Origin of the sequence: Microbacterium sp. GCM10027623 (assembly GCF_042666935.1) — a bacterium.
GTDB lineage: Bacteria > Actinomycetota > Actinomycetes > Actinomycetales > Microbacteriaceae > Microbacterium.
Genome location: NZ_JBHTHE010000001.1, coordinates 1,566,507 through 1,579,747 on the forward strand (window position 1 = coordinate 1,566,507; position 13,241 = coordinate 1,579,747).

Sequence of the window (13,241 nt, forward strand, 5' to 3'; positions counted from 1 at the left end):
CGAGTGGATCCGATCTGGGCGACGGCGGTCGAGCTGTGGTGGATCGCGCCTGTCGTCGTCGGTGGTGGAGCCGCAGGACTCTTCGCGGGACGGAGGCGCAGCATGATGAACGGCAAGCGTCTGGGCTACGACGCGGCACGACTCGAGCTGCGTCAGGCGCAGACGGACGCCAGGATCGCAGCGGATGCCGTACGCGTGGCGCGCGCGGACGCGGCCAGGGCCGCCGCCGACCGCGCTGCATCGAGGACGGATGCCGCTGCCGTGGCATCCGCTCGTCGTGCCCTCCGGGATGCTCAGCTCGCCTCGAAGGCGGCCACGGCACGGGTCAAGGCCGGCCGCGCACGCGTCGCCGCCGAGCGCAGCGCCCTGGGGTCTGCGACCGTCCTTCCGCTGGACCGGCTGCGCGCACGACACGACGCCGTGCTGGGGCGTTGGATGCAGTACGAGACCGACCCGGCGAAGGCGATCGCGTTCCCGGCCATGAGCGACGGGCGCGCGCCGCACACCGCCGTGTTCCTCGCGGCGGTCGAACGGGCGCGTGATCGGCGTCCGCCGAGCGAGGGCGTGCGCGTCACGGCGGCCGACTTCGACGCCTATCGCCGCGCGGTCGACGATCTCGAGCGCAGCTTCGACACCGCGGAGCGGGCAGCACGCGGTGAGAACGTGCAGCCCGAGCAGCTGCCGGACGCGCTGTGGGACGTGGCGCGCACGGTCATGGAGAAGTCCACCGACGCCGTCAACCGCACAGCGGAGCTGTTCCAGGCCTGGAACTCCCGGCGCCGACGGGAGCACTGAGCGCCCGGCATCGGGTGCCGGGTGCTGAGGCGCCGGTCGGTGAGTGCGGGTCGGCGCGACGCGCCTCGCATCTGAAGGACGTTGCACGGTCTGAAGGATGCTCGTCAGTCGAGCATCCTTCAGACCCGCGATCGTCCTAGATCCGGCGCGCCGACGCCCGCTGAGCCTCGATGGTCCGCGTGCGGATGAGATCCTGATACCAGCGACCGGAGTCCTTCACCGTGCGCTCGAGCGTGTCGAAGTCGACGCGGACGATGCCGAAGCGCTTGGCGTACCCGTAGCCCCATTCGAAGTTGTCCAGCAGCGACCACACGAAGTAGCCGCGCAGGTCGACTCCGCGCTGCATCGCCCGGTGCGCGGCGGTGAAGTGCCGACGCAGGTAGTCCTGGCGCTCGGGGTCCGGCACCGAGCCGTCGGCGGCCACCTCGTCCTCGAACGCGGCGCCGTTCTCGGTGACCATCAGTGGCTGGCCCGGGAACTGCTCGGCCAGCGACACGAGCAGCTCTTCGAGGCCTTCGGGCGCGATGTTCCACCCCATCGACGTGTGCGGCCCGGGCTGTTCGACGAACTCGACGACCTGATCGCTGCCCGGCCAGGCGGTGCCACCCGCGGCGCCCTTGTGGCCGTCGTTCTGCTGCTGGGGAGAGACCCCGTCCCACATCCGCACGGTCGTCGTCGAGTAGTAGTTCACGCCCAGCACGTCGATCGGCTGGTGGATCGTGGCGAGATCGCCGTCCTGCACGAAGCTCCAGTCGGTGACCTGCGCGGTGTCCTCGAGCAGGTCGGCCGGGTAGGCGCCGCGCAGCATCGGCCCGGTGAACGCCCGGTTCGCCAGCGCGTCGATGCGGCGCTTCGCCTCGTCGGCGCCGTCGCCCTGCCCGCGCAGCACGTGGAAGTTGAGCGTGACGGAGTAGTCCGGGTCGCCGGTGGACGTCGCGCGCAGCGCCTGTACGGCGCGCCCGTGCGCCAGGTTCAGATGATGCACGGCGGCCAGGGCGGATGCCGGTTCGCGCCGCCCCGGTGCGTGTCCGCCCTGACCGTAGCCCAGATACGCCGAGCACCACGGCTCGTTGAGCGTGGTCCAGGTGTCCACGCGGTCGCCGAGCGCGGCGCCGACGACGCCCGCGTATTCCGCGAACGCGTCTACGGTGGCGCGGCTCGTCCAGCCGCCGGCATCCTCCAGGTACTGGGGAAGGTCCCAGTGGTACAGGGTCGCGACCGGGCGGATGCCGCGAGCGAGCAGCCCGTCGATCAATCGTGAGTAGAAGTCGACGCCCTCCTGGTTCACGGCACCGGTCGCCGTGGGGACGATGCGCGGCCAGGCGATCGAGAACCGGTATGCCTGCAGCCCGAGCTCGGCCATCAGATCGAGGTCCTGCTCCACGCGATGGTAGTGGTCGCAGGCCACGTCGCCGGTGTCGCCGTTCCACACCCGTCCCGGCGTGTGACTGAACGTGTCCCAGATGGAGAGCGTGCGTCCGCCTTCAGCGGCCCCACCCTCCACCTGATAGGCGGCGGTGGCGGACCCGAAGGTGAAGCCCTCCGGGAACACCAGCCCCGAGCCGCGATAGTCGTCCGGTCGGATGATCACTCGGTCGTCTCCTCGAGGTTCACGACGTAGTCACGCGCAGTGCCGTCGGGTGCGGTGACGGTGACGGATGTCGTGCCGGAGCCTCCGGGGAAGACCCGCAGCCGCAGACCGTCGTGGTAGTCGTAGTCCGGGCGGTCGTGGCGGGATCCCCACGGCAGCGCCGCGCCCGGGCGCACGTACAGGGGCAGGGAGTCGAACCCGTGCGTCTCGCGACGCCAGGTGCCGCCCCTGACCGTCTCGCCGGTCAGCAGGGAGGTCCACTCCCCGGCGGGCAGGTAGAACTCCACCGTGCCATCCGGGCTGAACACCGGGGCGACGAGCAGATCCGAGCCCAGCATGTACTGGCGGTCGAGGTGCCCGGACGCCGGATCGTCGGGGAACTCCAGCGCCATCGGCCGCATCAGCGGCACGCCCGTGCGGGTGGCGTCCAGACCGTGCTGGTGCAGGTACGGCATCAATCGCATCTTCAACTGCGTGAAACGACGCGTGACGGCGACGGCCTCCTCGTCGAACGCCCACGGCACCCGATACGAGCTCGACCCGTGGAACCGCGAGTGCGAGCCGAGCAGACCGAACGCCGTCCAGCGCTTGAACACTCCGGCATCCGGGGTCCCCTCGAAGCCGCCGATGTCGTGGCTCCAGAACGCGAAGCCGCTCATCGCCAGCGACAGGCCGCCGCGCAGCGTCTCGGCCATCGAGGCGTATGTCGAGGTCGAATCGCCGCCCCAGTGCACCGGCATGCTCTGTCCGCCGGCCGTCGCCGATCGGGCGAACAGCACCGCCTCGCCCTCGCCTCGGGCCTGCACGAGCACGTCATGCACGGCGCGGTTGTACAGCTGGGTGTACAGGTTGTGCATCCGCTCAGGGTCCGAGCCGTCCGCCCAGACGACGTCCGTCGGGATGCGCTCGCCGAAGTCGGTCTTGAAGCAGTCGACGCCCTGGTCGATCAGGCGGCGCAGGTGCGATTGGAACCAGGCCGTGGCATCCGGATTCGTGAAATCGACCAGGCCCATGCCCGCCTGCCACAGATCCCATTGCCACACCGACCCGTCGGCCCGGGTGACGAGGAATCCGCGGTCGGCCGCCTCACGGAACAACGGCGAGCGCTGCCCGATGTAGGGGTTGATCCACACCGACACCCGCAGATCCCGCTCGTGCAGCCGGGCGAGCATGCCGTCCGGGTCGGGGAAGACGCGCGGATCCCACTCGAAGTCGCACCAGTTGAACTCGCGCATCCAGAAGCAGTCGAAGTGGAACACCGACACCGGAAGCTCCCGGGCTGCCATCTCGTCGATGAACGAGTTCACCGTCTGCTCGTCGTAGTCGGTGGTGAAGCTGGTCGACAGCCACAGCCCGTACGACCACGCCGGCACGACGGGTGGACGCCCCGTGAGGGCGGTGTACCTGCCGAGCACCTCCTTCGGAGTGGGGCCGGCGATGACGAAGTACTCCAGCACCTCGCCCGAGACGGAGAACTGCACGCGCTCCACGGCCTCCGAGCCGATCTCATAGGACACATGTCCCGGGTCGTTCACAAGCACGCCGTAGCCGCGGTTGGAGAGATGGAAGGGGATGCTCTTGTACGCCTGCTCACTCGAGGTTCCGCCGTCGGCGTTCCAGATCTCCACGGACTGGCCGTTCTTCACCAGCGGGCCGAAGCGCTCACCGAGGCCGTAGATGAGCTCGCCGACGCCCAGGTCGAGCTGCTCGTGCATGTAGGTCGAGCTGTGCGGTGCGGCGGTGCCCTGGCGGGCGTTGCCGACGATGCCGGTGTCCACCTGGGCATCGGGATCGAGGCGCACCCACCCCTGCGCCTTGTGTCCGCTGCCGGTGAGCCGGCGGCCGTCGCTCTCGAAGGACAGGTCCCAGGGCGCTCCGGGGGCGATTCGGGCGACCAGGGCGCCGGCATCCAGGGTTGCGCCGGTGGCGTCCACCGAGACGGATGCCGCGCCCCCGGCCGCGCCGGGAAGATCGAACCCGCCGTGCCACCTCCCACCGGTGTGGTGGGCTATGCGCACACGGATGACGCCCTCGGCAGGGGAGGACAGCGTGGTCGTGAGCACGGGGCGGTTGAGCACGTCGCCGCGCTTGGTGATCACCGCGGTGGGTGCGGTGATCACGATCCCCGGTCCGTCCGGGGTGTCGTCGGTGCGGTCGATGTCGTACGCCTCCTGGGCGTACAGCGTGGCGACTCCGGGTCGGAGCTGCCAGAAACCATCGGTGAACTTCATTACTTGACTGCTCCTGCCGTGATGCCGCGGGTGAGGGTGCGCTGGAAGATGAGGAAGAAGATGAGCGTCGGGATGATGCCGAGCAGCGCCGACGCGCTCGTGGTCGTGACGTCCATGAGCCGGTCGCCCTGCAGGACGCTGATCGCGACGGGTACGGTCTGGTTGGCGTTGGACGCGAGGAACGTCAGGGGGATGAGGAATTCGTTCCACGTCCAGATGAAGAAGAAGATGAGCAGCACCGACAGGGTCGGTCGGCTGATCGGGAAGACGACCCGCCAGAGGATCTGCCACCGCGTCGCCCCGTCGATGGATGCCGCTTCGAGCACCTCCTTGGGGAAGGTGCCGTACACGGAGGAGAGCAGATACGTGCCGAAGGCGGCCTGGATGACCGTGAACACGATGATCACCGACCAGACGCTGTCGTACAGCCCTACGCTCTTGAACATGTAGTACAGCGGGTACAGCAGCGCCTCCTGCGGCAGCAGGTTGGCCAGCAGGAACAGCAGCACGATCCAGCTGCGCCCGCGCACGCGGCCGATGCCGATCGCGAAGGCGTTCAGCACGGAGATGAGCACCGCCAGCACGGAGACCACCCCCGAGATGAGGATGGAGTTCCACACCTTCTCGGGGAAGTTCACGCGCTCCCAGAACTTCGCGATGCCGGTGAAGTCGAGATCGTGCGGCAGCGCCAGCGGGCCGGAGGTCGCGTAGTCGACCGGCGACTTGAACGAGTTGACCAGCACCAGGTAGAACGGCACCAGCACGAGGATGCCTCCGACGACGACCAGCGACAGCAGCAGCCAGTCGACGGGGCGCTTTCGGGTCATGCCGCTGCGAGTGCGTCTGCGGACCGGCTTGCCGGTGACGATCGCGGTGGTTGCGCTCACAGCCCTGCCCTCTCCTTCTGCTCCAGCGAGTTCTGCACGCGGATGAACACGATCGACACGATCACCACGACGATGGTCAGCACGGTCGCGATGGTCGCGCCGTAGCCGATGTTCCGCTTGGTGAAGAACTCCTGGTAGGCGTAGTACGCCGGCACGAGAGTCGCGCCCGCGGGCCCGCCGCGTGTGATGACGTAGACAGGACCGAACACCTTCAGGGCGGCGATGGTGCACGTCAGGGTGACCACGAAGATCTCGGGCCGGATGATGCTGACCGTGATGGCCCTGAACCGCTGGATCCAGTTGGCGCCGTCCAGCTCCGCCGCCTCGTACAGGGCGGGGTCGACGCGCTGCAGTGCGGCCATGAAGATGACGACCGGATAGCCCAGCTGTACCCAGACCATCACGACCATGAGCACGATCAGCGCCGACGGCATCTGCCCGAGCCAGTCGACGGCCGGGATGCCCACCCATGCCAGCATCTGGTTGAGGGCGCCGTCGGCGTCGGGCCGCACGATCCATCCGATCACGATGCCGGCGACCACGACGGGAAGGATCTGCGGCAGGTAGTAGGTCGCGCGCAGGAAGCTGGCGACCTTCCCGCCGAACTTTCGCCCCACGACGTCGAACAGCAGGGCCGCGACCAGCAGGCCGACGATCGTCGGGACCACGACCATGGCGAGGATCATCCACACCGAGTTCGTGAACGATGTCCAGAAGTCCGCGTCCGTGAACAGCTTCTGCCAGTTCTCGAGACCGATGAATTCGGGGGCGCGCACGCCCCGCCACTTCTGGAAGGTCAGGTACACGTTCCACCCGAGAGGGATCAGAACGATGACCACCAGCAGCGCGAAGCCGGGCAGCAGATAGAGCCAGTAGGCGCCGGTGCCGCCTCTGCCCTGGGGGATGGCGGGCTGTTCGGGTGGCAGCGCCGCCCGGATGCCGCGCCGTCTGTCATGGGTGGTGAGAGTCATGTCCAGTGCTCCTCGGACAGGCCGGGGCGGCATCGGATGCCGCCCCGGCTCGGTCGGTCAGCGGAAGTCCGCTGTTCCCTCGTCGTAGGCGTCGCCGAGGCCGGCGTTCGTGTCCTTCGCGTCGGACACGCCCGTGATCAGACCCTGCAGCTGCTGGACGATCACGTCGTAGAACCCGGGTGCGGGCCAGTCCGGGTAGAACGACAGCCCGTCCTTCTCGAGGATGCCGTTGAAGGTCGAGATGAGCTCGGCGCTCTTCTCATCGGTGATGTCGGCCTCATCCGCAGCCACCGGCAGGCCTCCGTTGTTGCCGATGATCGCCTGAATCTCCGGGCGCATCGTGATGTCGATGAACTCGTAGGCCAGTTCCTTGTTCGCGGCGTTCTCGGGGACGACCCAGAGGTTGCCGGAGGAGCCCAGTGACAGATCCGCGCCCGGGAACGCCGTCATCGTCCAGTCGAAGCCGGTCGCCTCGGCGGCGAAACGGCCGAACCACCACGAGCCCGAGACGAAGATCGGCGACGTGCCGTTGATGAACGAGACGCCGGCGTCCTCGGCCTTGACGGAGGAGACGTCCTTCGCGATGTAGCCCTTGTCCACGTACTCCCGGAGGGTCTCGCTCGCCGAGGTGACCTCGGGGCCCTGCCAGTCGACGGGGTGCTTGTAGAGCTGATAGTCGTCCACGAAGCCGCGGTCGCCCTTCATCAGCGCGAGCTGGTACCAGAGCTGGCCGAGCGGGTACTCCGCCCCGGCCTCCGCGAGCGGAGTGACACCGCGCGCGACGAACGCGTCGAGCACGTCGACGAACTCGTCGTAGGTGGTGGGGATCTCGAGACCGGCCTCGGCGAAGGCGTCCTGGTTGTAGTAGACGCCCACGAACTCGCCGTAGTTCGGTACGCCGTACCAGGCGTCGCCGCCCATGACGCCGTCCTCGGTGTACTTGGCGGTGGTCTGCAGCGACGGGGCGAGCTTCTCGTCCCAGCCGTACTTCTCCACGGCATCCGAGATGTCGGTGATCAGTCCGGTGGAGGCGAGGAAGCCGGCCGTGGCATTGCCCTTGTTGAACTCCATCAGGTCGGGAGCAGCATCGGTGTCCAGCACCTGGCTCGCGGTCTTCTGGATCTGCTCGAAGGACTTCTCCTCGAACTCGACCGTGGCGCCGGTTTCCTTCTCGAAGGTCTTGATGGCCTGGTCCCAGGCCTTGCCCATCGCACTGTCGGCGCCTTCGTAGTGCCAGAGCTTGAGCGACTGTCCGTCACCGTCGCCGTCCCCGCCCGACCCGGAGGGGGAGCAGCCGGCAAGCGCGATGCCTGCCGCGGTCAGGGCGGCGAGTGCCGCCAGTGTTCTGGTTCTGCTGTTCGTGCGTGCCATCGTCGGCACTCCTTCTATCTCGGGGCCCGTTCGGGCCGGGAACTTCATCGGGAATCTTCAGTTGTGGGACTTGCTGTCGAAGCGCTTCGACAATGGGCAGAACTGAGCCGCGACGCTGCGTGTCGGGTCAGTCCGAACGGGTGTGGACCGATCCGGCGGACCGGTATTCGGGTGTGATGAGGTGCACCTCGGGCGCGGTGCTCTTCTTCTCGAGGTGACGCAGTGCGATCTCGACGGCGAGGTCGCACGATTGTGCGGGCACGAGGGGGATCGTGTCCAGCGGGGTGGAGAGTGCGGAGGTGTCGAATGTCGTGGCGGCGGAGATCACGGAGACGTCGATTCCCAGGCGCAGCCCGCGTTCCGCCAGGACCGACAGCAGCGCCTCGTGCGCGTCGGCGACGGCGTGCACGATGAACGCGCGGTCTCCGCGCTCGAGCGCCGCCTCTACACGCGTGCGCACGGTGCCGGCATCCGTCGCGACTTCGCCCGACGGTACCGTCTCGAGCTGCACGCCGCGCTCGTTCGCGGCGTCGACGACGCCCCGGCGCAGGCGGCGAGCGAAGTTCGACGTGTGGTAGGCGACCGCGGGCTGACCGAGAAGGGTGATCGCGTCGTGACCCGCGTCCACCAGGTGATCGACGGCCAGCCGACCGGCGGCCTCGAAGTCGAGGTCCACGCAGGTGAGGCCGGTGGGGTCGTCGGGGATGCCGATGAAGACCGTCGGGGTGCTGATGGAGCGCGCGATGTCGGCACGCGCATCATCCGGAGCGACATCGAGGACCAGGGTGGCATCGACGAGACGGCTCGACGTGACACGGCTCATGCCTTCGGAGGCCTGCTCGTCGGTCAGCAGCAGGATGTCGTACCCGTGCTTGCGCGCCGCGATCGCGGTCGCGAGCACGAATGCCATGTGGGTCGGCGCGTGGGTGTCGGCCCGCAGCGGCTCGGTCAGGGCGAAGATGTGCGTGCGGCGTCCTGCGAGCATCCGTGCGCCTGCGTCGGGCGTGTAACCGAGCGCGGCGGCGGCATCCTCGATGCGTCGCCTGGTCTTCTCGGAGACCGGGCGCTTCCCGCTCAGGGCGTACGAGACGGTGCTGATGGACACGCCGGCGGCCACGGCCACGTCGTGGATCGTCGTCATCAGTGCCCCATCGCGTACGGGAGAGGAGTTGTTGTCGAAGCGCTTCGATTGCTTCACGGTGAGACTGGCACACTTCTTCCCCGTCCGCAAGGGTTTGTGGCACATTTCAGCAAAGTTCCCGGGTCGTCTCTGAAGGACGTTCGCCGTTCTGAAGGATGGAGACGGGGCGAACATCCTTCAGATGTGAAGATGTCCTTCAGTCGGCGACGCTCTCACGCCTGCTGCCGCTGAGGGCCTCGGTGCAGGCCGCGACTCACCGCCTCCGCGAGCGTGTGCTCGACGCGCTGCCAGTCGTAGATCACCTGCGCGTACGAGAACCTCAGCACCGTGTATCCGCGCATGCGCAGTTCGGCGTCATGCGCCAGGTCGCGAGTGCGGTCGGCCGACGACGAGTGGAACGACCATCCGTCGATCTGCACCACCAGGTGCGTGCCGATGAGGAAATCGACCGGATGCCCTGCCAGCTGCACCTGCAACCGCAGCGGCACTCCCCAGGAACTCAGACGCACGTGGAAGACGGTCTCCAGGGACGAATCCGTGCCGGCCCGCATCTGAGCGAGGCACCGCCGTGCCGCGGAGCTCCGCCACTGCACCGACCGCAGCGACTCCAGCGAGATCGCCTCCTTGCGCACCGCCGACTCCCAGATCGCGACCGCCTGATCCAAGGGAAAGCATCCCGCAGCATCCGCGAGCGCATCCTCGACCGACGCCTCCAGCACCCGCGGGCGCAGCGGGGCCAGGGTGATCGCCCAGTGTCCGTGCACGTCCTCGGTGCGTGCGCTTCCGTTCCGCCGCAGATGCAGATGCACTCTGGCATCCGCATCCGGTGGCACCCACCACCCGCGTCGTCGCCCCAGCGAGACGCAGGTGACAGTGCCTCCGGAGATGGCCGCAGTGACCAGATCCGTGGATGCGGATGTCAGGGCGATCCACTTGGAGCGGATTCGCCGCACCGCTCCGGAACGGATGGCGGTACGCACGCGCGAGACGGTGAAGCCGGCATCCGAGGCGTCGTCCCGATGGCCGATGCCGTTCCGATCCGACAGCCAGGAGAGGAGGTCCATGTCCCCACGCTCGCTCAGTCCTCGTGGACACCGACGCCGGATCCCGGGAGATGTGCACAAGTCGACTCGGAGGCGAACTGTGCAGGACGATTGCGCCGCACAGGTCTGAAGGACCTTCGCGCTTCTGAAGGATGCTGGCACGCCGCGCATCCTTTACAGGCGTGAACATCCTGTGTTCCGCAGGCGGTGTGAGTGACAAGGCGGCTCGACGGCGCGCGGCGGAAGACGGCGCTCAGGGCGGGCGACGACGGGGTCTCGGTGGGGGAGGGGATCCGAGGCCCCGCCGCCGGCTCAATCCGTGACGCGGATCTGCGCGATGACCTCGGAGTATTCCGTCTCCCCGACGGGTTCGAAGCCCACTCGGCGGAAGAACGCCTCCGGACCGCCTTCGCCGGCCTCGTAGATCACGTTGACGTGATCGACGCCCCGGCGGCGGGCCTCGGCGATCAGCTCTTTGACGGCGAAGCGCCCGACACCGCGACCCTGATCGTCGGCGTCGACGTTGATCCGCCACAGCACGCTGCGGAAGTGCTCTTCGGGAGTGTCGGCGTCGAAGCTCGCGCTGACGAACCCGACGACCTGGTCGCCGTCGAGCACCACGCGCTGCCAAGAGGTCTTCGGATTCACCACGGTCGCGGCGATCCCGTAGGACACAGGGGCAAGGAACTGCTCCTGCCCGGGCTTGAGCGACAGATTGTTGACGGCGACGATCGTCGCCGCGGAGAGTTCGACCATGCGCAGTTCCGACATGAACCCCAGGCTAGCCCCTCCACGCGCATCCGTGTCGGAAACCGTCATCGGCGTCCGCGGGGCCCCCGATAACGCGAAGCAGACTCAGGTATCTTGGTATCGAGATAAAATCTGCCCTCGCGAACGGAGATCCGGTGACCGACGACGCCATCATCTACACCTACACGGACGAGGCGCCGGCTCTGGCCACCGCCTCCTTCCTGCCCATCATCAAGGCCTACACCGGCCAGGCGGGCATCGAGGTGGAGACGCGCGACATCTCGCTGGCGGGGCGAATCCTCGCCGCCTTCCCGCAGCGGCTGACCCCCGAGCAGCAGGTCGGCGACGCGCTCGCCGAGCTCGGAGGTCTCGCGACGCTGCCCGAGGCCAACATCATCAAGCTGCCGAACATCTCGGCATCCATCCCGCAGCTCAAGGCGGCCATCGCCGAGCTTCAGGACAAGGGCTACGATGTCCCCGACTATCCGGACGACCCTCAGTCCCTCGAGGACAAGGACGTGCGCGCGCGCTACGACAAGATCAAGGGATCAGCCGTCAACCCGGTGCTGCGCGAGGGCAACAGTGACCGCCGCGCGCCGCTCGCGGTGAAGAACTACGCCAAGAAGCACCCGCACCGCAACAAGCCCTTCGCCGAGGGCTCCAAGACCCGTGTGGCCACCATGGGCCACGACGACTTCAAGCACAACGAGCGCTCCTGGGTCGCCGCCCACGACGAGGTGCTGAGCTTCCGTCACATCGCCGCCGACGGGACCATCACCGTGCTCAAGGAGGGCCTGAAGGTGCTGCCGCGCGAGATCGTCGACGCGACCTTCCTCTCGGCCGTTGACCTCGATGCCTTCCTCGCGGAGACGCTGAAGGCGGCTCAGGCCGACGACGTGCTCTACTCGGTGCACCTCAAGGCGACGATGATGAAGGTTAGCGACCCGATCATCTTCGGGCACGTGGTCAGGGTCTTCTTCGAGGATGTGTTCGCCCAGTACGGCGAGCAGCTCGCCGCCGCGGGTCTCAGTGCCAACGACGGTCTCGGATCGATCCTCTCCGGTCTGAAGGACGTCGCCGGCGGCGAGGAGATCTCCGCGGCGTTCCAGAAGGCCATGGACCAGGGCCCGCGCCTGTCGTACGTGAACTCCGACAAGGGAATCACGAACCTTCACGTGCCCAGTGACGTGATCGTCGATGCCTCCATGCCGGCGCTCGTCCGCAACGGCGGCAAGCTGTGGGGTGCCGACGGGGGAGAGGCCGACACCATCGCGGTCATCCCGGACTCGTCGTACGCCGGCGTCTATCAGGCCGTGATCGACGACGTCATCGCGAACGGTCCGCTGGACCCCGCCACCATCGGCACCGTTCCGAACGTCGGCCTGATGGCGCAGGCAGCCGAGGAGTACGGCAGCCACGACAAGACCTTCGAGATCGCCTCGGCGGGGGTCGTCCAGATCCTCGACAGCGATGGCTCTGTGCTGATCTCGCACGAGGTCGGGGCGGGCGACATCTGGCGTGCGACGCAGACCAAGCACATCCCCGTGATGGACTGGGTCAAGCTCGCCGTGACCCGGGCGCGCGCGACCGGTGTCCCGGCCGTGTTCTGGCTGGACGCGAACCGCTCGCACGACGCGCAGATCATCGCGAAGGTGCACCAGGGCCTCGCCACGCTCGACACCCGCGGGCTGGAGATCATGATCCTGGCGCCCGAGGATGCCACGCGCTACACGCTTGCGCGGCTGCGCAAGGGTGAGGACACCATCTCGGTGACCGGCAACGTGCTGCGCGACTACCTCACCGACCTGTTCCCGATCCTCGAGGTCGGCACGTCGGCGAAGATGCTCTCGATCGTGCCGCTGCTGGCCGGGGGCGGATTGTTCGAGACCGGTGCCGGTGGTTCTGCGCCCAAGCACGTGCAGCAGCTGGTGTCCGAGAACTACCTGCGCTGGGACTCGCTGGGCGAGTTCTTCGCTCTGGCCGCCTCGCTCGAGCACTTCGCCGACCGCACCGGCAACGAGAAGGCTCGCGTGCTCGCCGAGACGCTGGACGCCGCCACCGGAACCTTCCTCGAGGACGATCGCTCACCGGGGCGCGCGCTGGGCACGATCGACAACCGCGGCAGCCACTTCTACCTGGGTCTGTACTGGGCGCAGGAGCTGGCGAAGCAGACGAAGGACACCGATCTGGCGGCATCCTTCGCCCCGATCGCCGCCGCGCTCGCGGAGAACGAGTCCAAGATCGTGGCGGAGCTCAACGCCGTGCAGGGGCATCCGGTCGACATCGGAGGCTACTACCGTCCGGATGCCGAGAAGGTCGCCGAGGCGATGCGCCCCTCCGCGACGCTGAACGGCGTCATCGACGCGCTGGCCTGAGTCAGACGCAGAAGGGGGCGGATGCTGTGAACTGCTCCCTGGAAGTTGGACTGATGAATTCAGTTCCGACATCCAGGGAGCAGTTT

Annotated in this window: 10 protein-coding genes; 2 read left to right on the forward strand and 8 right to left on the reverse strand. The window is 67.8% G+C overall.

The genetic code is table 11. The annotated features are described in order from the left end of the window. The first annotated feature begins 3 nt into the window (after positions 1-3). A complete protein-coding gene (locus ACFQY2_RS07135; protein ID WP_378744979.1) occupies positions 4-795 on the forward strand; it encodes a hypothetical protein in 792 nt (263 codons plus the stop codon). 136 nt (positions 796-931) lie between these two features. Here the strand turns inward: ACFQY2_RS07135 and ACFQY2_RS07140 are convergent, their stop codons facing one another. The 8 genes from ACFQY2_RS07140 to ACFQY2_RS07175 all read right to left on the reverse strand — a co-directional run bounded on the left by ACFQY2_RS07140 (position 932) and on the right by ACFQY2_RS07175 (position 10,801). Then, on the reverse strand, positions 932-2,386 hold the full coding sequence (locus ACFQY2_RS07140) for a GH1 family beta-glucosidase (RefSeq protein WP_378744980.1): 1,455 nt from the start codon (positions 2,384-2,386) through the stop codon (positions 932-934). Continuing rightward, positions 2,383-4,617, reverse strand: coding sequence for an alpha-xylosidase (gene yicI, locus ACFQY2_RS07145; RefSeq protein ID WP_378744981.1), 2,235 nt, complete (start codon positions 4,615-4,617; stop codon positions 2,383-2,385). Before yicI ends, ACFQY2_RS07140 begins: the two co-directional genes overlap by 4 nt. Next, positions 4,617-5,504, reverse strand: a complete 888-nt coding sequence (locus ACFQY2_RS07150) for a carbohydrate ABC transporter permease (RefSeq protein ID WP_378744982.1) — start codon at positions 5,502-5,504, stop codon at positions 4,617-4,619. Before ACFQY2_RS07150 ends, yicI begins: the two co-directional genes overlap by 1 nt. Then, on the reverse strand, positions 5,501-6,475 hold the full coding sequence (locus ACFQY2_RS07155; RefSeq protein WP_378744983.1) for a carbohydrate ABC transporter permease: 975 nt from the start codon (positions 6,473-6,475) through the stop codon (positions 5,501-5,503). The genes ACFQY2_RS07150 and ACFQY2_RS07155 overlap by 4 nt, the downstream gene beginning before the upstream one ends. 57 nt (positions 6,476-6,532) lie before the next feature. Continuing rightward, the gene (locus tag ACFQY2_RS07160) at positions 6,533-7,846 is read right to left on the reverse strand and encodes an ABC transporter substrate-binding protein (protein ID WP_378744984.1); all 1,314 of its coding nucleotides are present in this window, start codon (positions 7,844-7,846) and stop codon (positions 6,533-6,535) included. Positions 7,847-7,973: 127 nt separating this feature from the next. Beyond that, positions 7,974-9,044 (reverse strand): LacI family DNA-binding transcriptional regulator, encoded by a 1,071-nt coding sequence (locus ACFQY2_RS07165; RefSeq protein WP_378744986.1) that lies wholly within the window; start codon positions 9,042-9,044, stop codon positions 7,974-7,976. Positions 9,045-9,199: 155 nt separating this feature from the next. Continuing rightward, complete coding sequence (locus tag ACFQY2_RS07170) at positions 9,200-10,051, reverse strand: endonuclease domain-containing protein (RefSeq protein WP_378744987.1); 852 nt, start codon at positions 10,049-10,051, stop codon at positions 9,200-9,202. A 291-nt stretch (positions 10,052-10,342) separates the two neighbouring features. Continuing rightward, a complete protein-coding gene (locus ACFQY2_RS07175; protein WP_378744988.1) occupies positions 10,343-10,801 on the reverse strand; it encodes a GNAT family N-acetyltransferase in 459 nt (152 codons plus the stop codon). 134 nt (positions 10,802-10,935) lie between these two features. On the opposite strand from ACFQY2_RS07175, the gene ACFQY2_RS07180 reads away from it, so the two are divergent. Beyond that, positions 10,936-13,155 (forward strand): NADP-dependent isocitrate dehydrogenase, encoded by a 2,220-nt coding sequence (locus ACFQY2_RS07180; RefSeq protein ID WP_378744989.1) that lies wholly within the window; start codon positions 10,936-10,938, stop codon positions 13,153-13,155. Positions 13,156-13,241 lie beyond the last annotated feature (86 nt).